This window comes from Streptococcus sp. 5346, from assembly GCF_013277455.1.
Lineage (GTDB): Bacteria > Bacillota > Bacilli > Lactobacillales > Streptococcaceae > Streptococcus.
In genome coordinates this window covers 25130-48216 of sequence record NZ_VMMY01000014.1, presented here as the reverse complement: position 1 = coordinate 48216, position 23087 = coordinate 25130, and the positions used below count along the sequence as shown (strand labels likewise).

The 23087-nt window shown below is 37.8% G+C and carries 22 protein-coding genes; 6 read left to right on the top strand and 16 right to left on the bottom strand.

All coding sequences use genetic code 11. The features are described from left to right. Nucleotides 1-27 precede the first annotated feature (27 nt). The 5 genes from HT732_RS08455 to HT732_RS08435 form a co-directional block, all read right to left on the bottom strand. On the bottom strand, nucleotides 28-2241 hold the full coding sequence (locus HT732_RS08455; protein WP_173254598.1) for a TIM-barrel domain-containing protein: 2214 nt from the start codon (nucleotides 2239-2241) through the stop codon (nucleotides 28-30). After that, complete coding sequence (locus HT732_RS08450; RefSeq protein WP_173254597.1) at nucleotides 2238-2882, bottom strand: YesL family protein; 645 nt, start codon at nucleotides 2880-2882, stop codon at nucleotides 2238-2240. Before HT732_RS08450 ends, HT732_RS08455 begins: the two co-directional genes overlap by 4 nt. Nucleotides 2883-3087: 205 nt before the next feature. Continuing rightward, nucleotides 3088-4653: an extracellular solute-binding protein gene (locus tag HT732_RS08445; RefSeq protein WP_000792259.1), complete on the bottom strand. Its 1566-nt coding sequence runs from the start codon at nucleotides 4651-4653 to the stop codon at nucleotides 3088-3090. 9 nt (nucleotides 4654-4662) lie between these two features. Beyond that, nucleotides 4663-5559: a carbohydrate ABC transporter permease gene (locus HT732_RS08440; RefSeq protein ID WP_000870790.1), complete on the bottom strand. Its 897-nt coding sequence runs from the start codon at nucleotides 5557-5559 to the stop codon at nucleotides 4663-4665. 17 nt (nucleotides 5560-5576) lie between these two features. Continuing rightward, the gene (locus HT732_RS08435; protein ID WP_000861543.1) at nucleotides 5577-6494 is read right to left on the bottom strand and encodes an ABC transporter permease subunit; all 918 of its coding nucleotides are present in this window, start codon (nucleotides 6492-6494) and stop codon (nucleotides 5577-5579) included. 202 nt (nucleotides 6495-6696) lie between these two features. Between HT732_RS08435 and HT732_RS08430 the strand changes: the two genes are divergently transcribed. From HT732_RS08430 to HT732_RS08420, 3 genes are all read left to right on the top strand, one after another. Continuing rightward, nucleotides 6697-8367, top strand: a complete 1671-nt coding sequence (locus HT732_RS08430) for a histidine kinase (protein ID WP_173254596.1) — start codon at nucleotides 6697-6699, stop codon at nucleotides 8365-8367. Beyond that, nucleotides 8348-9886, top strand: a complete 1539-nt coding sequence (locus HT732_RS08425; RefSeq protein WP_173254595.1) for a response regulator — start codon at nucleotides 8348-8350, stop codon at nucleotides 9884-9886. Before HT732_RS08430 ends, HT732_RS08425 begins: the two co-directional genes overlap by 20 nt. Nucleotides 9887-10151: 265 nt before the next feature. After that, nucleotides 10152-10511 (top strand): tyrosine-type recombinase/integrase, encoded by a 360-nt coding sequence (locus tag HT732_RS08420; RefSeq protein WP_345890509.1) that lies wholly within the window; start codon nucleotides 10152-10154, stop codon nucleotides 10509-10511. 106 nt (nucleotides 10512-10617) lie between these two features. Here the strand turns inward: HT732_RS08420 and rpsI are convergent, their stop codons facing one another. The 4 genes from rpsI to HT732_RS08400 all read right to left on the bottom strand — a co-directional run bounded on the left by rpsI (nucleotide 10618) and on the right by HT732_RS08400 (nucleotide 13578). Then, complete coding sequence (rpsI, locus tag HT732_RS08415) at nucleotides 10618-11010, bottom strand: 30S ribosomal protein S9 (RefSeq protein ID WP_000075964.1); 393 nt, start codon at nucleotides 11008-11010, stop codon at nucleotides 10618-10620. Between the two features lie 18 nt (nucleotides 11011-11028). Then, nucleotides 11029-11475, bottom strand: a complete 447-nt coding sequence (rplM, locus tag HT732_RS08410) for a 50S ribosomal protein L13 (protein WP_001044624.1) — start codon at nucleotides 11473-11475, stop codon at nucleotides 11029-11031. A 438-nt stretch (nucleotides 11476-11913) separates the two neighbouring features. Beyond that, nucleotides 11914-13128 (bottom strand): pyridoxal phosphate-dependent aminotransferase, encoded by a 1215-nt coding sequence (locus tag HT732_RS08405; RefSeq protein ID WP_173254594.1) that lies wholly within the window; start codon nucleotides 13126-13128, stop codon nucleotides 11914-11916. Nucleotides 13129-13284: 156 nt separating this feature from the next. After that, nucleotides 13285-13578, bottom strand: coding sequence for a hypothetical protein (locus tag HT732_RS08400; protein WP_173254593.1), 294 nt, complete (start codon nucleotides 13576-13578; stop codon nucleotides 13285-13287). Between the two features lie 161 nt (nucleotides 13579-13739). Between HT732_RS08400 and HT732_RS08395 the strand changes: the two genes are divergently transcribed. Next, on the top strand, nucleotides 13740-14192 hold the full coding sequence (locus tag HT732_RS08395) for a universal stress protein (RefSeq protein ID WP_000079145.1): 453 nt from the start codon (nucleotides 13740-13742) through the stop codon (nucleotides 14190-14192). Nucleotides 14193-14367: 175 nt separating this feature from the next. On the opposite strand, the gene HT732_RS08390 is transcribed toward HT732_RS08395, so the two are convergent. After that, nucleotides 14368-15759, bottom strand: coding sequence for a Cof-type HAD-IIB family hydrolase (locus tag HT732_RS08390; protein ID WP_173254592.1), 1392 nt, complete (start codon nucleotides 15757-15759; stop codon nucleotides 14368-14370). Nucleotides 15760-15824: 65 nt separating this feature from the next. On the opposite strand from HT732_RS08390, the gene HT732_RS08385 reads away from it, so the two are divergent. Next, the gene (locus HT732_RS08385; RefSeq protein WP_173254591.1) at nucleotides 15825-16787 is read left to right on the top strand and encodes an asparaginase; all 963 of its coding nucleotides are present in this window, start codon (nucleotides 15825-15827) and stop codon (nucleotides 16785-16787) included. Nucleotides 16788-16954: 167 nt separating this feature from the next. Here the strand turns inward: HT732_RS08385 and ccpA are convergent, their stop codons facing one another. Beyond that, nucleotides 16955-17965 (bottom strand): catabolite control protein A, encoded by a 1011-nt coding sequence (gene ccpA, locus HT732_RS08380; RefSeq protein WP_001090638.1) that lies wholly within the window; start codon nucleotides 17963-17965, stop codon nucleotides 16955-16957. A gap of 235 nt (nucleotides 17966-18200) precedes the next feature. Between ccpA and HT732_RS08375 the strand changes: the two genes are divergently transcribed. Further along, nucleotides 18201-18518: a DUF960 domain-containing protein gene (locus tag HT732_RS08375; protein WP_000886037.1), complete on the top strand. Its 318-nt coding sequence runs from the start codon at nucleotides 18201-18203 to the stop codon at nucleotides 18516-18518. 44 nt (nucleotides 18519-18562) lie between these two features. Here HT732_RS08375 and folB read toward each other — a convergent pair whose 3' ends face one another. From folB to HT732_RS08350, 5 genes are all read right to left on the bottom strand, one after another. Beyond that, nucleotides 18563-19375, bottom strand: a complete 813-nt coding sequence (folB, locus tag HT732_RS08370) for a dihydroneopterin aldolase (RefSeq protein ID WP_173254590.1) — start codon at nucleotides 19373-19375, stop codon at nucleotides 18563-18565. 42 nt (nucleotides 19376-19417) lie between these two features. Further along, the gene (gene folE / locus HT732_RS08365) at nucleotides 19418-19972 is read right to left on the bottom strand and encodes a GTP cyclohydrolase I FolE (protein WP_000380913.1); all 555 of its coding nucleotides are present in this window, start codon (nucleotides 19970-19972) and stop codon (nucleotides 19418-19420) included. Next, on the bottom strand, nucleotides 19953-21275 hold the full coding sequence (locus HT732_RS08360) for a folylpolyglutamate synthase/dihydrofolate synthase family protein (protein WP_173254589.1): 1323 nt from the start codon (nucleotides 21273-21275) through the stop codon (nucleotides 19953-19955). Before HT732_RS08360 ends, folE begins: the two co-directional genes overlap by 20 nt. 1 nt (nucleotide 21276) lies before the next feature. Further along, nucleotides 21277-22257 carry a dihydropteroate synthase gene (gene folP / locus HT732_RS08355; RefSeq protein WP_173254588.1) on the bottom strand — a complete coding sequence of 327 codons (981 nt, stop codon included), beginning with the start codon at nucleotides 22255-22257 and terminating at the stop codon, nucleotides 21277-21279. Nucleotides 22258-22350: 93 nt separating this feature from the next. Next, the gene (locus tag HT732_RS08350; protein WP_173254587.1) at nucleotides 22351-23058 is read right to left on the bottom strand and encodes a CPBP family intramembrane glutamic endopeptidase; all 708 of its coding nucleotides are present in this window, start codon (nucleotides 23056-23058) and stop codon (nucleotides 22351-22353) included. Nucleotides 23059-23087 lie beyond the last annotated feature (29 nt).

Below are 23087 nucleotides of genomic sequence, written 5' to 3'. Positions count from 1 at the left end.
ATAGAAATTGTGTACGAAATGTCTCAATTAGTTTTCGCTAGTAAATATCATTTCCAACAAACGCCCTCTCAATTCCTTATCCTGATGATGCAAGATATTCATTAACTCATGAGAATTTTTGGCATTGATGAATTGATTTAACAATCTATCTTTTAATTCATATGGAAGAGAAGCAGTCTTTAGTAGTCTGAAAACTTCATCATTTAGGGATGTCCTTTTATGATCTTTCCATTCAAATCTAGCTGTATCATTCTTATTTGGCAATTCAATCATAGACACATTCGTTCCTTTAAAATGAATTCTATGTTTTCTATTACTTGGAACGATACTAGAATCTCCTTGTAATGTTAGCTCTACCATCCCCATTTCCCAGTCGATTGATAATCTTGTTTTATATCTTTGACCATTTTGATCTTCAATCATTTCAAAAGAATGTTGCTTGCCTGGGAATACATACCAATCTACAACTTCAGGTAAATCAACACCCATATCTATCTCAGAACCAACCAAGGGAATGATTGCACCACTTTTTGCAAACACAGGTATAGTCGAAATGTCTCTATAAACACTCAACTTCACACCACCTGTATATTTTTTCTCTGAAAAGAAGTCATACCATTCACCTTCAGGGAACCATACATCTACTTTTGCAGATTGGAATTCCAAATCCATCTTTTCTACAATGGGAGCCACCATCAGTTCTGTTCCAAAAAAGTATTGATTTGGAACATTATAGCTCTCATCATTCTCTGGGTAGAAATAATACATTGGGCTGATTAAAGGGGCACCTTCCTCGTGTGTCTTTACATTCATGGTATATAGATAGGGAATCATCTGATGTCTCAAACGAAGGTATTTCTTCATAATCTTAGATGTTGTTTCTGAAAAAAACCAAGGTTCTTTACTATTAAAGGGACTTCTAGAACTATGTAAGCGAGTAATCGGACTAAAAACACCAAACTGTAGCCATCTAGTTTGTAGCTCTTCGTCATAATCCCCCAGCATGTGCCCACCAATATCATGGCTCCACCAACTATAACCGATATTTGATGCTGTCGCTGTAAAATAAGGTTGAAATCTTAAGGAATTCCAACTAATAATAGTGTCCCCTGAAAAACCAACAGGGTAGCGGTGACTACCCGGCCCTGCATATCTTGATAAAATCAAACCACCTTCTGCATTTTTACAACTATCCTGATAGTGATAATGGTTTAAAAGCCACAGTGGATCCAACATGCCTTGAGTCCCCTGTTGCCAGTCAATCCACCAAAAATCTACTCCTTGCTTTTCTAGCTCATAATGAACATCTTTAAAGTAGGCTTCTCTAAAAGATGGATTAAAAAAATCAAAAATAGCAGGTTCCTCTAATTCTACATTTAACCCCAATCGTTTGGCAACTCGAGGATAAACTTCTTCATAAGCCCGTATACCATCAGCAGGATGGACATTTAAGGAGAGTTTTAACTTCCTATCATGAAGTTGTTGCAATAACTGTTCTGGATTAGGTATTAAGTTTTTATTCCAACTATATCCTGTCCACCCACTTCCAAAACGGGCTGGAATTTCAGTTATATGCCAATCCATATCTAACACACCGATAGATAATGGAATTTTCTCTGTTTCAAATCTGTCTATTAAATCCAAGTATTCATCCGACGTATAAGGCCAATATCTACTCCACCAATTGCCTAAAGCATATCTTGGCAACAAGGGTGTTGAGCCAGTCAAATGGTAAAAGTCTCTGATTGCTCCTCTATAATCATGTCCATAGGCAAAGAAATAGAGGTCAATTTGATTTTCTCTCTCAATATAGCCAGACTGTTCATCCCAAATAAATCCTTGAGAATCATCCAATAAGGCTATACCATTTCGGCTAATAATTCCATCTTCTAACGAGATTGCTCCATCTGCCTCATCCAGAGTCCGAGCTGTTCCTTTTAACGTTTCAATAGATTCACCAAAATACCAACGACTACCATATACGGCAAAATTTCCTTTTAATTCTATAAATAAATTTTCGGCGTTAAATTCTCCTTTATTAAAGTGCAGATGAAAATAGTCCGTCATAATATCTAGTACGTTTGATGTCTCGATATAATCTAACGAAACTTGGCCAAAATCTCTATTATAGATAAGTTGTGTCGTTCTATCCTCAAAACTTCCAGTTTGAGAGTATTCTAACCTTACTAACTTGTCTGTTAATACAGAGATTCGATAAAACTCTCCCTTAAAAATTTTCAATTTGTTTTCCTCCTTTTAGTAAATTGCTTTACTTTATCAAACATTTTATTCGTTATCGTTACATTCATCAATCCGCAAAAAGCAAATCCCCCAAATGTAAATACGTAAATAGCTGTTAAAACTCGTTCTGGACTACTAAAACTCATATACAGTACAGAAATATTAAATAAAACCAACATGATAGCTTGTATTGGATTTAAAATACAAATTAATACGCTATTTACAATACTATTTTTTAGATTATCTTTAAATAGACCAATATAGGGAAAAATAACACTCATCAAAAGTATTATAACAAATAAAAAGGGCAACACTAACAATAAACTATACTCTGAAAATAAACTTGAATAGCCCCAAAGACAATAGTTCACATATAAAAGTAATTCTATTAGGAGGATAAACAACCAAATAAAAGTTGATTGTTTAAAATTTCGTCTAAAGATCCGAAAATAATGATAAGCAATATCGGTATCTTTACCTTTTAAAATACGATACCACATTGTCGTAAGAGAAGTTAGTGATGCCCCAATTGTAACTATTGGAATACAACTCACAATAAATAGAGTATTTAAAATAATTAAATCTGTCAAAAAAGTTAAAATTCTAACCATTTTTCCATCTAATGAAAATAATTTTTGCATAATAGATATCTCCATAAAATCGATTGCCTTAACTCTATATTTTATAATGTCAGTTGTACAAAAATATTACCTAAATTATTTAAAAAACATTTCCAAATTTCTTTAAAAATTAGAATAAAGGAAGCGAGATAATCTGATGTTATCAGTCTCGCTTCCTATAATTAGCTAGTCCCTTGTTCATACAACCAAGAGTTCATATAAAATATTACTCTTTTACTTCTTTTTGGTAACGATTATATGCTTCCTGTTGAATCTTCATAAATTCGTCCAATCCCATATTCTTAAGAGTTTCTTTGTATGAGTCCCATTCTTTTTCTATGCCGCCTTCAACTACCCATTTAGATGCTTGTTGTTTGACATAAGATTCAATACTCACATAGATTGATGATAATTTGTTAAGTTCTTCTTGTGAATAAATCACATTAGGGTAAGCTGGCAACGCAAATTGTTTCAAATCTTGGTCCATCTTCAATTTCAATCCATCACCTTGTGTTTGATCGATTTCTACGCGACTATTGATATCATCGCTTACGTATTTAGGACCAAAATCTCGAAGTGAATTAATCCATGCCCATTCATCAGCTGATTTACCATCTTTAGGAGGTAACACTTTAAACTTATCACCATTCTTTTCAGTAGCTATTCCAAATGATCCATAGAAATTCTGAATACTTGCTTCATCTGTATATAATTTATCCAACCATTTCAATAATTTAGCAGGGTTTTTGCTCTTATTTGTAATCAAAATTTCATTTCGACCATAGTTGTAATGATCTGGATCAGAAAAGACATATTGTTTACCATCCATACCTTTTAAAGCAGGTAGAGCAATATATTCACTTGAATGTAAGCCAAACGTTGCATCTGCTGTCCAACCACTAGAAACACCTACTCTAGATACTCCCTTATCCATACGTTTCGCTACACTCATAGAGGTATCTTCTGTAAAGATTTCCGGATCAATCAAACCTTTTTTATAAGATTCGTGCATTGCTGCAATCCCTTGTTTATAACTTTCTTCTGTACGAAGGTAGACTGGTTTTCCATCTTTTACAGACATTTCATATGTATTATCTGCCCCTAAACGATTATTGAACGGAAGAATATATGAGAATGTTGGATCAAAGTTTCCTGCTCCGAATGGAATTTCATCAGAAGCATCTCCATTTCCGTTCGCATCTTTATCCTTAAATTCTTGTAGTACTTTTACTAAATCATCATAAGTTTCTGGAACCTTTAATCCTAAATTATCCAGCCACTTTTTATTAATAAATAGCTGATTAGCTACTGTAGGACGCATCGGTAATTTTTTAGGTAGACTGTAGATATGACCATCTGGTGAAGTAATCATCGCTTTAATCTTAGGTTCTTTCTCCATAGCCTTAGTTAAATTTGGCATGTTTTCCTTGATTAAATCTTCCAATGGAATAAATAAAGATTGGTTCTGAGCAATTTCTGAATCTGTAAAAGCATTTGAACCTAAAAATGCATCTGGTAAATCTCCGCTAGCAACCAAAACAGATTTCTTATCTGCCCAATCTGCAGCTACAAGTGTATCCCATTTAACATCAATACCTGCTTCCTTGGCAGAATCAGTTAGAAAACCTTTATGATAATCTTCCCCCCAGTCAGACCAACGAACAGTTGTGATTTTATAAGAATCTTCTCCAGACTTATCGTCCTTATTCGCATTATTAGAATTTGCACAGGCTGTTAAGCCAGCAAGTGTAACTGTTCCTAAGAACAAATATGTAAATGATTTATTTTTCATGTTTTTCTCCTATTCTTTCAAGGCGCCAATCATTACGCCTTGATTAAAATATTTTTGAACAAAGGGATATAGCAACATTATCGGAGCGGTTGAAATAACAATTGCTGCATATTTCATCATATCGGCTTTAATACGAAGATCTGATGCAACTTCTCCTGTTGCTTGCGATTGTAACATTTGATTACTAATTAGTAAACGTCTTAAAATTAATTGCAATGGTTGTAAATTTTCATTCGTTAAATAAATTAAAGCATTAAACCACGAATTCCAAATACCAACAGCAGTCCAAAGTCCAATAACTGCTATAATAGCTTTTGATAAAGGAACGACTATCTTAATAAAATAACGAATTGTACCACATCCATCAATTTGCGCAGCCTCCCACATCCCGTCTGGAATACTATTATTAAAGAAAGTTCTAGCAACAATAATATTGTATGATGAAACCGCAAAAGGTATTACCATTACCCAAAATGTATCAATTAGGCCAACATTCTTTACTGTTAAGTAGGTAGGAATCAAGCCACCTGATACGAACATAGGGATTATGTATAGAATACTCATCCATTTTCTACCAACTAATTCTTTTCTAGATAAAGCATAACCAGCTGGAATATTGACTACTAAAGCAACTAAGGTACCAACAACAGTATATAAAATTGTATTTAAATAGCTACGCAAAAATAAAGGTTGTTGAATAAGACGTAAATATCCATCTAATTTCCATTCTCTTGGAATAAACCATACCTTCCCGTTTGCAACATCTGAAGGATTACTAAAAGATGCAATCACTACAAACCATAACGGATAAACAATTAACAGGATAAGGAAAATTGCTAAACCATAGGTAACTATATCAAATAATAATTCAGAGTTCGTTTTTCTTGATTTATGAAACCATTTCACCTTAAGCACTCCTTCCTTTAAAAAAGACCCGTTCTGGTATATCTTTTTGAGAACCAGTTAACAGATAACAAAATTATTAGATTAACTACCGTGTTAAATAACCCTATAGCTGTCGAATAACTATACTGAAAGTTCACCATACCAACTTTATAAACATAGGTCGAAATTATCTCACTTCCTGCTAAATTAAGAGGATTCTGTAGTAGTAACACTTTCTCAAAACCTACACTTAATAAACTACCTGCTCTTAATATTAATAGAATCATAGCAGTAGGCAAAAGCAATGGTAATTCTATATGCCGAATTTTTTGTAACCTAGAGGCACCATCCATAGTTGCAGCCTCATAATATGTAGGATCAATTGCAGAAAGCGCTGCTAGATAAATAATACTATCCCAACCAATATGTTGCCATACATCGCTCCAAACATAAACACCTGCAAAATGACTAGGTTTTGATAAAAGATCTGGAATAGTAATTCCAACAGACTTAAATACATTCGCTAACAAACCACTAGTAGGAGATAAAAATAAGATGATCATCCCACACATAACCATTGTAGAGATAAAATGAGGTAAGTAAGTTGTCACTTGAAATATTTTTCTAAATTTCCCAACCCTTAACTGATTACTAATGATAGCTAGTATAATAGGTAAGGGGAATCCTACTACAATACTATAAAGTGAAATTTTTAATGTATTGAACATAGTTGTCCCGAATTGGAATGATGAGAAAAATTGAGTAAAGTACTTAAATCCTACCCACTGACTAGCAAAGATACCATTGGCTGGTGAATAGTCTTTAAATGCAATAATTAGTCCCAACATGGGAATATAGGAAAATAAAATTAATAGCAATATTGAAGGAAAAAGTAATATATATAACGGAATACTATGCTTTAATTTTATTTTATGAAGTTGAGATGCTACTTTCATTTTTTTCCTCCCATCTGATTTTCTACGTTTATTTTACACCATATAGAATTCTCTTAATAGAACTTTTTGGACTAGGTTTATCAATTTTTCAGTTTTTTAATTTTAAAAACTATTACTTTTCCGACATCTTGATAAAACATATCTGTTTTGTTACATGATATCGTATTTTCAAAGTGCTATAATTTTAAGAGGAGAATAGTATATGAAATTAAATCACGACTTATCAAAAAAACATTCCATTCATTTTTTCTTTAAACTCCTACTTGTACTACTATTGATAAATATTTTAATCAATATTGCTATGAGTAACATAACCAGAAATTTTATTAAAAACCAAAATATAGTACACCTACGTAGTTCAATTGAAATTTATGCTGACTCTGTTAATGAGAAATTGCATTCTGTAGAACGCTTTATGTACTCAACAATAACGCATAATGAATCTTTAGAGAGCTTAAATCATGTACACACGTTTCTTGAGTATCAAGAAAATCTTAAAAAAGTTCAAACTAGCTTTACAGAGTTTGAATATCAAAATGAAACCCATATGACATTCTTATTAGAAACCGATAGTACTGATCATTTTATAAATGTCTCCAATCTTTATATTCCATATGAAGATTATCTACTGTTAAAATCAAATCTAAAATCATTGCGTAGTGATATAAGTGACCGTAAATGGAAAAATGTAACTACTAAAAACAGCGAATACTTAGTTAAATCTGTTCATTACGAAGGAAAAATCATTTATGCCGTCATATCTTCAGAAGATATCCTAAAACCTCTAAAAAAACTCAATATTGGAAATAATGGTAAACTTTCCCTAAAAGAGCCTAACAATATACCCTCCAAAAACTACCTGATTCATGCTCAAAATGAAAAAACGCATTTACCTTTCGATATTTATGTTTTAGTCGATTATGCCGAAGTCTTTAGAAATATCACACTCTTAGAAGTATTTTTATCAGCTGTTCCTATCATTATCACCATTTTATCAATCATCATTATCCTGTATATTCGTCAATGGATGATTAAACCAATAACAAGACTCACTGAACGACTCTCTCAACTCGGGGACTCCATCCCCCCTTCTGAATTTTTTATATCTGAAGGTATACTAGAAATTGATAAGGCAAATGATAAACTTAATAAAGTAATATTTGACATGCAAGAATTAAAAATACGGGAATACCATTCACAACTAGAACTTAAGAAGATTGAACTTAATTATCTTAAAAATCAAATTCGACCGCATTTCTACTTAAATATGTTATCAATGATTCATAGTATGCTTCAAACAAAAAACTACAAAGAAATTGAAGAATTAACTATCCTAACTTCAAATTATCTCCGTCATTTATTTATGGCTAATCAAGATTTTTCAGAACTTAAAGATGAAGTTCAGCATATTAAAGATTATTTAGAAATACAACGAATTCGATATGGAAATAGCATCTACTTTTCACTAAACTACAATGATGACCTACAAAATACTCTTATCCCATCATTACTTTTACAAACATTTATTGAAAACACAATCAAACACGGTTTTTCATTTCAGGATTTATTTACAATTTTGCTATCGATAAAAAAAGTAAAAACTGAGAACTCAGATTATATTCAGATTTGTATCGAAGATAATGGTCCAGGTTTCTCTGAAGAAATTTTATCAAAACTAAATCAGAAACAGTCTCTAATAACAGAAGATGGACATCATATCGGGATAACAAACACCATCGAACGTTTAAATCTTCTCTATCCCAACGACTATACTATTACATTTGAAAATAATGAAGAAGGTGGAGCTAAAATTCTTTTACTCATTCCATACAAGATTATAGACGGAGGTTATAATGAACATTTTATTAGTTGATGACGATCGCTTTATCATTGAGGCTTTACGAGAGAAAATAAATTGGGATAAACTACACATTGACATTGTTTATGTTGCCTATAGCCTCACTCAAGCTCAAAATATTATTAGAGAGCATCCTATTGATCTCATGATAAGCGATATAGAAATGCCTCAAGGTAGTGGCCTCGAACTCTTATCGTGGATTAGAAATGAAAAATATGATATAAAAACAATTTTTTTAACCAATTACGCCGACTTCAACTATGCTCAAAAAGCAATTGAATTACAAAGCTTCGAATACTATCTAAAACCCATTAACTTCGAAAAATTAGAATTTATTATTCAAAAAGCCATTAGTAAAATTGAGAATCATAACTTAAACGGAAAAAATGATGCACTTTTACAAATGGAAGATAACTTCTGGTATGATTACCTTAGAAAACCTCAAATTTCTCGCATTGATGAGCTAGAAAATATAGCAAGCAAACAAGATTTTATTCTTCAAAAACACCAGTATTTTTTTCTTGCAGTTTTAACAATCAATCTTAATGAAGAAGATTATTCTGCAGAAACTCCATCATGGACTTCTCAACTAAAAAGAGAACTTCAAAGAATTTCACAACCTTCTAATAAGCTGATAAGTTTGTTCAAGATGGAAAGCCAGGTCGATCAATATGTTTGTCTCTTTAGAGTAGACTCTTCCAAACGTAGTGACAAACTGGCATATGAGGTTCATTCTCAAATTTCTAATAACTTTAGTAAATACTCAAACATTATATATAAAAGCTGCCACAAACTATCCGATATTTTATTTCATACCAAAGAACTCTACACTTATAATGAACAATATGTTTCTTATTGGAATACTATTACATGTGTTCCACATAGTTTTCCAACTTCCTTTAAAACAGAAACTCTTTCAATTACGTTTTTAGATACCTTAAGTGAATACGAATTAAGAGAAAAAATTAATTCACTTGCTAATAATTCTCAAATTCCTACTTTCACACTACAACAAATTTTACTAGATTGGACTCAACAAATAGGAATATATCTAGATCAAAAAGGAATTTCGGCACATAAATTGTTCCAAAACAGCACTCATGATTTCTTATTCCAACGACGCTTTCATTCAATTGAATCTTTTCAGGATTACTTTGATTATTACTGGTCACATGCTAAGAAATTTGCAACAAACATTGAAAACCAGAAAAATAGTATTCAACGCATTGTCGAATACATAGATCATCACTACTATGAAGATATAAATCGTTCTATATTAGCAGATATGGTTTATCTCAGCGCAGATCATTTAGCTAGAATTTTTAAAAAAGAAACTGGAGAAACTCTTGTTAAATATATAACGGATAAACGCATTAATGCTGCTAAATCTCTCCTATCTCAAACAAATATCTCAATATCACAAGTATCTTGTCAAGTAGGGTATGATAATTATTCTTACTTTACTAAAATTTTTAAACAAAGAACTGGACTTTCTCCTGGAGATTACCGTAAAACTTATCAAAACAAAATGTAAGCAATCTAAATCATTGAAATGATAAGTAAAATTCAAGGTCTGTAGTAATTTTTGAAATTCTACAGTTTTTCCAAAGATAACTCCATAAACTTATTTAAAATTGCTGATAAGGTAACTTCTTAAAAAGTCAGTTTGAGAAAAACAGCCCGTAAATATTTCTAGGATGAAACGTATACTATCAAGCTTTTACACTCCTGATAGTATGCGCTTTATTATGGAAATATTTCCTATTTTCTCTATTTCTAATGATTTACTTTAACTTCTTATCTCTTGGAAAGAACAACAAAAATATGAACTAGCAAAGTTTGGTATCATCAGTAATCCAGAACAATTTATTTTTACATATATCGACACAAAAGGAAACATCAACAAGCCTTTACATGCCGACTATCTAAACAATAAAATGAAAAGCATCAGAAAGCGACATAAAGAGCTGGCACATGCTACACCTCATAAATTACGCCATACAGGAGCAACACTTGCTAAACAAGCAGGAATGAGCTTAGAAGCTATTTCTGAAGCACTAACACATAGCGATACAGGTACAACTCAGATTTATGTCAATACTTCTAATGTAGTTCCTATAGCAGTTGGTGAATTTGCTTTAAAGTCTCTAAAACAATAAGGTGAAAATAAGGTAAACTTTGAGGTAAACTTTTCAAAAAAATACGAAAAAAGCACCCATAAGGTAAACTTTTGAGTGCTTTGAAACGTTGATATAATCGTATTGATTAACGTTTTGAGAATTGTGATGCTTTACGAGCTTTCTTAAGACCTGGTTTCTTACGTTCAACTTTACGTGAGTCACGTGTAAGAAGTCCTGCGCGTTTCAATGAATCGCGGAAGTCTGGGTCTACTTGAAGAAGGGCACGAGCGATACCGTGACGGATAGCTCCTGATTGACCAGCGTATCCACCACCTACAACGTTAACGAAAACGTCGTATGAACCTGCAGTTGAAGTAACTGCGAATGGTTGGTTGATGACAAGACGAAGGTCAGCGTGTGGGATGTACTCTTCAACATCTTTTTTGTTAACAGTGATTTTACCAGTTCCTGGAACAAGGCGAACGCGTGCAACAGCGTTTTTACGACGTCCAGTACCTGCATATTGTGCTTGTGACATACTTTATTGTTCCTTTCCTTAGATAAGTCCTGAAATATCAAGAACTTCTGGTTGTTGTGCAGCGTGAGTGTGCTCAGCTCCAACAAATACTTTCAACTTCATACCTTGAGCGCGTCCAAGAGTATTGTGTGGAAGCATACCTTTAACTGATTTCTCGATCAAACGTACTGCATTTTTAGAACGAAGTTCACCTGCAGAGATTTGTTTCAATCCACCTGGGTGGTTTGAGTGAGTGTAGTAGATTTTATCAGTTGCTTTTTTACCAGTCAATTTAACTTTTTCAGCATTGATAACAATCACAAAGTCACCTGTATCAGTGTGTGGTGTAAATGTTGGTTTGTTTTTTCCGCGAAGTACGCTAGCAACTACTGCAGAAAGACGTCCAAGTGGTACATCAGTTGCGTCAACTACGTACCATTTACGTTCAACTTGGCCTGGTTTAGCCATAAATGTTGTTTTGTTCATGATTTCTCCTATATATAGTTCGATTTTTGTTTACGGTGATGGGTGTTCCTTCCCATCGAAAAGTATTTGGAAGGTTCCGGGGCCTTTCAAATGGGGTAAACAATACCGCCTACTATAATACCAAATTTCACCCCTAAAAGTCAATAGATATGAAAAATATTTTTCTAAACTGTAACTTCTCAAAGTAACTTCCACCTCTCTCCCAAAACTGGAAGTTACTCTAAGACGACTCTGTTTTAGGGCCATTTGTCGTGCACTTTTTTCTGAGTCTTTTCTCTTTTGAACCCTTATATATCAAGAAAAAGAAAACCAGTGGAAGTTAGTCTAAGACGGATTTCCACTGATTTCACGCGTTTTTCTCACACTAAAAGCTAGGTTGTGAGAAACTGGAAGTTAGTTTGGTAATTTACCCTCAAAACGCTTTTTCTGATGTAAACCCTATCTACGATACTGTTTCAAGAAACGAGTCATCTTTTCTTGGATTTGGGCTAGTTCATCAACACGAGGAAGGTAAACGATACGGAAGTGGTCTGGTTCCTGCCAGTTAAAGCCTCGACCATGAACCAAGAGAACCTTTTCCTGCTTCAAGAAATCAAGGACAAACTGCTCATCATCATCGATACGGTACATATTGCGGTCGATTTTAGGAAAGATATAGAGCCCAGCCTTTGGTTTTACGGCAGAGAGACCTGGAATCTCTTGAATGGCATTATAAATGAAATTTCTTTGCTCGTAAATTCGTCCACCAGGAAGGAGCAATTCATCGACTGACTGGTGACCGCCCAAGGAAGTTTGGACGACTTGTTGGGCCAAAACGTTAGAGCAAAGGCGCATATTGGACAGCATATTGAGACCTTCGATATATCCCTTGACGTGTGTCTTAGGTCCAGACAAGACCATCCAACCCACACGGAAACCAGCAATACGGTGGGATTTTGATAGACCATTCATGCTGACACAGAAGACATCTGGTGCCAAGCTCGCCACAGGCGTATGCACATGTCCATCCATGACCATGCGGTCATAGATTTCATCCGCAAAGATAATCAAATCGTTTTGACGGGAAATCTCAATAATCTCCAGCAAGAGTTCCTTCGGATAAAGGGCTCCAGTTGGGTTGTTTGGATTGATAAGGACGATTGCCTTGGTATTGGAAGTAATTTTTGACTTGATATCGTCAATATCTGGATACCATTCTGCAGCTTCATCACAGATATAGTGAACGGCATTTCCTCCAGCTAGGCTGACAGCTGCTGTCCAGAGAGGATAGTCTGGCATTGGCACTAAGACCTCATCCCCGTTGTCCAAAAGCCCCTGCATGGACATGACAATCAACTCACTGACACCATTTCCAAGGTAGATATCATCAATATCTACGTTTGGGAATTTCTTCAATTGACAATACTGCATAATGGCCTTACGGGCTGAAAAAATCCCTTTGGAGTCAGAATATCCTTCACTATCACGCGCATTCATAATCAAGTCATGAATGACTTCGTCTGGCGCTGTAAAACCAAATTCTGCTGGATTTCCTGTATTCAGACGTAAAATCTTTTCTCCGTTTGCTCGCATCCGCATGGCTTCTTCCAAAACAGGACCACGGATATCATAAGCAACATGCTCTAACTTACTAGACTTGTTATATTCTTTCATCTTGTTTCCTCAATTCATCGAGATAGTAACATTATACCACTAGAAAGAGAATGCGACAAGTTTACTGAAATGTGTTACTAAAATCCTACAGAAGAAAAACCTCACTAAAAGCGAGGTCAAGACAGGGGAGATAGCAGGTGTTTTGCCAAAAAAACATCACATACCAAAAGATAAACCTAGAAAAAGCAGGCCTAAAAAGGAGTCATAGAGAAGATTAAACATGAGGAAAAGCCCCCATATCATCAAGTAATCCCAACGCCCACTTCGTTTTGCAACCAGGAATAAGATTAGATGGTAGAGTACATGAAAGACTAAAAATCCGATAAACCCTGGATAAAGAAACGGTACCAGACTCTCTAATTGCCAGATCATGACAACTTCTACCAAGACTGAAACTAGGATGATTCCATAATAAAGGAAATTTGATGTTTGAAAAGAGTTTTTCATCATTCTCCCTCCCTTCACTTCTTTCCTGCTATCCTTTCTTTTATTTTATCATATATTTATATAGATTTTAAGCGCTAACATTCTTTTGAAAAATACTTTTTTTGCTTTACTTCTATAGTGAAAAGGTTTACAATGATAGTAAGAAAATTTCAGGAGGTTTCATTATGGCACAACGTTACCAAAATATCATGGTCGCAATCGATGGTTCTAAGGAAGCGGACTTGGCTTTTATCAAGGGAGTTCATTCTGCTCTACGAAACGACGCTAAACTCACCATCGCACATGTCATTGACACACGCGCTCTTCAAAGCGTATCCACCTTTGATGCTGAAGTTTACGAACAACTCCAAGTTGACGCTGAAAGTCTGATGAAAGAGTACGAAAAACGTGCTAAAGATGCTGGTGTGGCAGATGTTCATATCGTCATTGAAATGGGAAATCCAAAGACCCTACTAGCACGTACTATTCCAGATACTGAGGAAGTGGATCTCATCCTCGTTGGCGCAACTGGTCTCAACGCCTTTGAACGCCTCTTGGTCGGCTCTTCATCTGAATACATTCTCCGCCATGCTAAGGTCGATTTGCTGGTTGTGAGAGAACAAGAAAAAACCTTATAATCACAAAGAAAAGGAGCTCAGCGCTCCTTTTTGTTTACTATTTATACTCTTCGAAAACCTCTTCAAACCACGTCAACGTCGCCTTGCCGTAGATATGGTTACTGACTTCGTCAGTTCTATCCACAACCTCAAAGCAGTGCTTTGAGCAACCTGCGGCTAGTTTGCTCTTTGATTTTCATTGAGTATTATTTCTCTCTTTATGGCGTTCGTAAGCCTTGAGCTGACGCTGCAGTTCCTTTTTAATCGCGGGTTCTGGAGCATATTTTTCTTCCCAATCGTCTGGCTTTAAGATTTTGTGGGTCACTGGATCAAAATGAGCCTTGCCGTCAGGGAAAATTTTCCCCATATTGGCCTGATGGACAATGTCAAAAATACGTTCTGGGTCCACCCCCATCAAGACAAAACTACCGTAGGTGAAGTAAAGTGTGTCAATCAAGGCATCCACCTGCCCTATCAAATCTTGCTGGGCAGGTGTCTTCTTGGCTACTTTCTCTGCTGCCTTATCAAGAGCCTGATGAAGTTGCGATAGAGCTTGACCAAAGTCCTCTTCAGAAGGGCTGGCAGCTCGGACAAACTCCACCAATTCTTCTATTTTAAAACCAGCCCTATGGGTTGCACCTTCTAAATCCCAAGCTCGAGGTTCTTCTTGGGTCCGTTCATCCATCATGTGGTGAAAGGTCTTGACCTTATTGAAATGATAGTCACGGCTGACAAAGACTTTTTCTGAAGACAAAACACCAAAATGTTCCAAGGCCTTGTGGATTCCGTCTTGCTGATTGCTAGTGGTAATGTGCTTGGCAACTTCCTTGACACTGCTACTACCATTTCCCATAGCAACCGACATACCGACACCAGCCAGCATTTCAAGATCGTTATCCGAGTCACCAAAGGCCATGACTTGGTTGAGGTCAAAGCCATATTCTTTTCCGACTCGACGAATACCTTCCAATTTAGAGTTTCCTTGATTGATGACATCCGCTGCAAAAGGATTGCTACGTGTCAATTTCAAATCTTCAAAATCAGCTGCCGCCTTCTCAGATTCTTCTGGCGTCATCAGCATCAAAACTTGGTAGATAGGCTGATTCATCAGATGAAGCAGGTCTTCTTCCTTTTGGGGAACCACCTTGCTGACCATGCGATTAAAAGACTGACTCACTGTCCGAGTTAAAACAGAGGGAACGAAGCGACTGATTCGTTGGGAAAAAGAACCCAGACCAAAGGACATGATTTTGGAACCCAGCATGGCATCCTTGGTCCCTAGGGCAATCTCCTTGCCCTCTTTTTTAGCATACGTAATAAGATGGCGCAAATGTAACTTGGAAATTGGGCTCGTGAACAAGACTCTTTCTTTATTAAAGATATACTGGCCATTATAGGTTACCGCAAAGTCCAAATCCAAATCGTCCATCAATTCCTTAACAAAAAAAGGTCCTCGCCCTGTCGCTACGCCAACTAGTACCCCTTGTTCTTTGACAATCTTAATCGCGTCCTTAGTGGATTTCAAAACACTCTTGCGATCGTTGACCAAGGTTCCGTCGATATCAAAAAAAACCGCTTTGACTTCCATCCTATCCCAATCTCCCCTTTTGTGATACAATGATTATACCACATTTCAGAAAGAGTGAGTAAATCATGCCTAAGAAAATCCTTGTTTTACATACGGGTGGGACTATTTCCATGCAGGCCGATGCTTCTGGCGCTGTTGTGACAAGTTCAGATAATCCCATGAACCATGTGTCCAACCCACTTGAAGGAATCCAAGTCCACGCCTTGGACTTTTTTAACCTGCCAAGTCCCCATATCAAACCCAAGCATATGCTGGCTCTCTACCAGAAAATTAAAGAGGAAGCTGCTTACTACGATGGAGTGGTAATCACACACGGGACCGATACTTTAGAGGAAACAGCCTATTTCCTTGATACCATGGAAGTCCCCCATATGCCCATCGTTCTAACAGGAGCCATGCGTAGCTCCAATGAACTCGGTAGTGATGGTGTTTATAACTATCTGAGTGCTTTGCGGGTGGCTAGCGATGACAAGGCTGCGGACAAAGGAGTTTTAGTTGTTATGAACGATGAAATCCACGCTGCCAAGTATGTTACCAAAACGCATACAACCAACGTCAGCACCTTCCAGACTCCAACACACGGACCACTTGGTCTGATCATGAAACACGAAATCCTCTACTTTAAAACAGCTGAACCTCGTGTTCGCTTTGACCTTAATCACATACAAGGTTTAGTCCCTATCATCTCGGCTTATGCTGGTATGACAGATGAGCTGATTGATATGCTGGATTTGGAACAATTGGACGGTTTGATTATCCAAGCCTTCGGAGCTGGTAATATTCCCAAAGAAACGGCTCAAAAATTAGAAAACCTTCTGCAAAAGGGAATCCCAGTTGCTCTGGTCTCCAGATGCTTTAACGGTATTGCCGAGCCTGTTTATGCCTACCAAGGTGGAGGCGTGCAGTTGCAAAAATCTGGTGTCTTCTTTGTTAAAGAACTCAACGCCCAAAAAGCCCGTTTGAAACTCCTCATCGCCCTCAATGCCGGACTAACAGGACAGGCTTTGAAAGACTATATGGAAGGCTAATACTCTTCGAAAATCTCTTCAAACCGCGTCAGCTTCCATCTGCAACCTCAAAACAGTGATTTGGGCAACCTGCGGCTAGCTTCCTAGTTTGCTCTTTGATTTTCATTGAGTATAACCCCTTCTCTAAAAAGTAAAATCAGGAAATCTGCACGATTCCCTGATTTTTTCTATTTACGTTTTCGTGTTGAGCGACGTTCTGTCAAACCATGAGGCAAGAGAACTTCACGTTCTTCCAACTCTTCCTTGTGCATAATCTTAGTCAACATACGCATACTAATGGCACCAAGGTCATAAAGAGGTTGGGCAATCGTTGTCAAGTTTGGACGGGTAAAGCGTGAGATTTGTGAATCATCACTAGTAATGATTTCAAAATCTTCTGGCACAGAAACACCCTTATCAGCCAAACCGTTCAAGACTCCTGCTGCCAACTCATCACCTGTCACAACTGCTGCAGTTGCATTTGATGAAATCAAACGCTCTGCTAAGGCGTAACCATCATCATAGCTATATTTAGATTCAAATACCAAACCCTCACTATAAGCGATTCCTGCTTTTTTCAAGGCTTCCTTGTAGCCAACTAAACGAACCTTACCATTGATGTCATCCACTAGCGGACCGCTAACGAAAGCAATACGCTCATTTTCTTTAGCAAGGTAACTCACTGCATCAATCGTTGCTTGCTTATAGTCAATATTGACACTCGGCAACTGGTGCTCAACATCGACAGTTCCTGCGAGAACAATCGGAGTACGTGAACGCGAAAATTCTGAGCGAATTTTATCTGTCAAGTGATAACCCATAAAGATAATGCCATCTACCTGCTTTGAAAAGAGGGTATTGACAACAGAAACTTCTTTCTCGTTATCTTCATCGCTATTAGCTAGGACAATATTGTACTTGTACATTTCTGCAATATCATCAATCCCTTTAGCAAGTGTTGAGAAATAGCCATTGGTAATATTGGGGATCACAACCCCGACAGTGGTTGTCTTTTTACTTGCAAGACCACGCGCCACGGCATTTGGACGGTAATCCAAACGATCAATCACCTCGAGTACTTTTTTACGAGTATTCTCTTTTACATTCTTATTGCCATTGACTACACGGCTAACCGTCGCCATTGAAACTCCTGCTTCACGGGCGACATCATAAATCGTTACTGTATCGTCTGTATTCATTTCATTTCCTTTCTATATCATACCTCACGAGACTCTAAAAAGAGACGGTATGAAAATTTCGTTTTCATGATTCTACTTATTCCATTTTATCACTATTTGTAAACACTTTCAAGCTTTTTTTGAAGATTCTTTGAAAAAATTTCATAGAAAACTATGTTTATGAAGAAAAAATCACCTTTTCTTGATTTTTAATCCTATTTGCTGTATGATAAGGGAAAAGAAAGGGGGAAGAAATATGGCTTTTACCAATACCCAGATGCGGTCTGCTAGTTTTGGCATTGTTACCAGCTTGCCTGATGACGTTATTGACTCTTTTTGGTATATCATCGACCACTTCTTAAAAAATGTCTTTGAATTGGAAGAAGAACTCGAGTTTCAATTGCTTAATAACCAAGGAAAAATTACCTTCCACTTCTCAAGTCAGCACCTCCCTACAGCCATTGATTTTGACTTTAACCACCCTTTCGACCCTCTTTATCCCCCGAGAGTTCTGGTTTTAGATATGGATGGTAGAGAGACTATCCTCCTCCCAGAAGAAAATGACCTATTTTAAAAACTCTAGCCTTCAGTTGCAAGTGACTGAAAACTAGAGTTTTTTTATTTTTTCAAAGCATTATACAAGTTACGGACAGGTTGCTTTAATGTAGGATGGATAAAATGAGGCGCAATTTCCTGTAAGGACTCAAGGACAAAAAGGCGTTCCGCTATGTAAGGATGAGGCAAGATAAGGTCATCTGTATAAAGGATCTGGTCCTCCACAAAGAGCAAGTCCAAATCAATCAAACGAGGTCCCCAATGCACTTCTCTCACCCGTCCCATCTCTGACTCAATGGCTAACAAGGTCTCTAACAAGACTGGTCCGGGCAACCATGTTTCTACCTCAACCACTTGATTTGCAAAGCTATCCTGCTCCACACCACCCCAAGGTTCCGTCGTCAAGACACTGGACTCTTTGAGAATATGGATACCTCGATTTCGCATTTTCTCAATGGCTTGTTTCAAGTTTTCTCGCTTATCTCCCATATTGCTTCCTAGGGCGATAAAGGCTCGTTGCTTGCGGCGATGAATAGTTACCGAGCAAGTATCTAGTGGCAAATGCACTGGCGCCCAAGGTTTTTTCAGTTCCAACTTCATTTCTTGGACAAGAGGATAAGCCTCAAAAGTACGTTCTACCAGTTTGTAGGCTACCGTTTCAATCAAGTCCTCAGTTGTTTCCTGAAACCAAGTCGTCCACTGCTGGCACAATTCTCCGTAATGGACAGAGGCTGTTAAATCCAAATCTGTCGCCGCCTTGGTCATATCATAGGATAGGATTGCGGAAATAACAAACTTCTGCCCCAATTCTTTCTCACTAGGAAAAAGACCATGATAGGCAAAAATTTCCAAATCCTTAATCTGCAGTTGATCCATAATGATTCCTTTCTAGAAAAATCCGCCCAAAGCGGATTCTTTTTATAGTCCCATTAAACGATAAGCTTGATCTCGAAGGTCCTTATCTGTTTCAAATAGACCACGAGCTACTGTCGTCAAGGTTGCAGTGCCTGGTTTTCTAACACCACGCATGCTCATACACATATGCTCTGCCTCAATGACAACAAAGGCTCCTTTAGCACCTAGATACTCCATCAAGGCATCGGCCACTTCGATATTCAAACGTTCTTGAATTTGTGGTTTTTTCGAATAAACTTCAACCGTACGGGCTAGCTTAGACAAACCTGCCACACGGCCATCTGGAATGTAGGCTATGTGCGCTTTCCCATAAAATGGCAGAAAGTGGTGTTCACACATGGTATGGAAAAAGATATCCTTTTCTACCACCATATTATCGTCGATAATCTCAAAGGATTTTGACAAATGTTCCTCTGCTGTTTGACCAAGACCTGAAAAAATCTCTTGGTACATACGAGCCACACGAGCAGGTGTTTCCTGCAAGCCCTCGCGGTTAGCGTCCTCTCCGACAGCCTCGATAATCATTTTTACAGCTGCTTCAATCTTTTGTGTATCCATTTTCGTTCTTCCTCTCCATCAGATAGGCTCTCACTTGGCTCAAGAAATACAAGGAACCTGTGACAATCCTAACTGTTTTTTTCTCTTCTTTTTTATCTGTCAATTTCTGCTCTAGAAAATCCTGCCAACTTTGGTAGCTGAGATTTCTAGACTTAGCTGCCTCTTCCAGCACGCTTTCATCAGTCGCCCGACTATCGTCAAAATATGTCAGGGTAAGCTCGGTATCTGGCATGGCCCCCAGCAAGTCCAACATATCCTCTAAGGCTTTGGTTTTGATGCAAGTAAAGAGGATTTCCTTATGATAATCCGCAAAGCGTTCTTGCAAGGTTGCCAATAAAGCCTTGATAGCATGGGGATTGTGGGCTCCATCCAAAATCATCAAGGGGTTCCTTGACACGACCTCCAGACGCCCCGGCCATCTTGTTTCTTCCAGAGCTTGAGCAATCAAGATATTAGCTGGTAACTTTCGACCAACTTCTTGACAAAAAGTATCAAGTAAAGCTATGGCCATCCCAGCATTCTCTATCTGGTGCAAACCAAGCAGGCCAGTCTGGAAGCGACCTTGTCTGACAGCACTTGTATAGTCAAATACTTCACCCGTTACCACACTCTCTTGGTGACCGACCTGATAATCTGTCCCGTAGGCAAGTCTCGGCGCATCTTTCCCTTCCGCAATGCGGGCAATCACAGCCAAGGCTTCTGGAGCGATACGACCTGTCACCAAGGGAATAGCTTGTTTGATAATACCTGCCTTCTGCTCTGCTATGGCCTCCAAGGTGTCACCAAGTAGGGCCACATGATCCAGTCCAATAGTGGTGATGCCTGTCAAAATAGGCTGGCAGACATTGGTACTATCCAAAAGTCCTCCCATGCCCACTTCCATGATGGCCACATCTACTTGCTCTGAAGCAAAGTAGTCATAGGCTATGGCTGTGATAATCTCAAATTCGGTTGTCCCCTGCAAATTGGTAGCCGATTCCCCTTCCAGCAAAGACTGATAGTCTGCCATGAGGGCTTCTAGCCTCGCTTCTGGGATAGATTCTCCATTGATGCTAATCTGGTCTGTGTAATGAATGAGATAGGGCGAGCTAAACACGCCAACTCTCAGCCCTAGCTTTTCCAGCAGATTTTTCAAAAAAGCAATGGTCGAACCCTTGCCATTGGTCCCTCCGACATGGATGACCTTGAGTTTGAGATGAGGATTGCCACGCAAAGCTAACAGTTCCACCATTCGTTCCAATCCAAAATGCGGCTGGTCCGTCCGATAGTGAGCAATCCACTGATTGTTTTCAAATTCTTTCATCTTATTTGTATTGTTTTAAATCTAAATTTTCCGCTTCATCAGCCAGACGAATAGCGGAGGCAATTTCAACTGCCATCCTGTGACTAGCTACATCATGCACTCGTACCACTTCTACCCCCTGTCTCGCAGCGATACTAGTTACATGAGCCGAAGCCGTATCTCGATTGCGGAAACCAAGTTCTGTCTCAGGATTGACTTCAAAACCACTTTCTTCAAGGATATTGATGACAAATCGCTTACGCGACACTCCGAGAAAGATTGGATATCCTTTCTGCTGTAGTTTATCCAGATCCCGTAAAAGAAGCAGATTTTCTTTCTTGGTCAGACCAAAGCCAATTCCTGGATCCAGCAGGATGTTTTCTTGAGCAATCCCAGCTTCCTCTGCTCTCGCTAGTGCTCGTACAAAGAAAGCCTCCGTCAACTCTTCGATTGGTAATTTTTCAAAGTCAGCTAACTCTTCCTCTGTAAAAGCTTGTCCAAAACCAAAATGAGGGAATATAAGCGAGCTAGGGTGATGAGGTCGAGCCATAACTGGATTAAACATGAGGACCACTTTCGCTCCAGCCCTAGCTACCACATGGGCCATTTTTTCGTCACCCATGAGACCAGTGATATCATTGACTAGATTGGCACCAGCAGCCAAAGCAGCCTCTGCTACCTGACTCTTCCAAGTATCAATAGAGATGAGGACATTACTTTCCTTGCGAATAGCTTTGATTACTGGAACAACACGCTGGATTTCCTCTTCTATCTCAACATAGCTGCTTCCCGGCCGAGGCCGAGTCGATTCTCCGCCGATATCGAGCATGCTAGCCCCTTCTACTATCAATTTACGAGCCTGCTGGAGTGCCTGCTCAAGAGCAAAAAATTGACCACCGTCCGAAAAGGAGTCTGGGGTTACATTGATAATTCCGCAAATAGCTGTCTTTGCATGATTGACTTTACTTGACATATCGGTCACTCCCTCAAGGCTTTTCATCATATTATTTCTCTATTTTACCATAAAAAGAAAAAAATGGACACGATTGCATTCATCTTTTTCCCAGTAGAAACAAGTAAGCAATTGTCAAAAATCTTAAACAGAAATCCCTAATGTCCGACTCATGATCACCACAAGAGCCAACAAACAGAAAACAACCCCATTCACAATCATGTGAAGTAAGATAGACATTTCCAAACGTTGGGTCTTGTAAGCCGTCCAAGACAGAACGATCGACATAACTCCATAAATCAATAAAGAAGGTAAATTACTCGGTTGATGCAATAAAGCAAACACAATCGTACCAACTACAAATCCCCAGCTCTCCTTACCTCGGAAAATCTTTTTAGGAACAATCCCACGACACAAGATTTCCTCACAAATCGGAGCAAGCAAGGCTAGCAAGAAGAAGCTAGAAATCAGAGAACTATTCTGAACCATATCGTTAATCTGAGACTGGTTAGCTGTTGTCGTCTCATTTGACAGTTGTAACAAGATAGAACCAAGTATGTTTGAACAGATAATGACTAAATAACTTAATCCCAATCGTGCTAGGTCCTTAGCTCTAAAAAAAGAAAAATTAAAACTTGCTAACTGCGTTTTACGAGCTCCAATAATAAACAGCACCAGAACTACAATCGAAATACCAGCAACTATCAGTCCTGACTGCAACAGTGGTACTGCATTTAAAGTTAAAATAGCAGTAACCCCTATAGGAATCTGATATAAGATTGTCGCTAGCAAGAAAACCAAAAGCCATCCTGCACGATTCAACAATTCTTTCCACATACTTTTCTCTTCCATCATTCATCTCCTAGACTTTGTATTAAAAA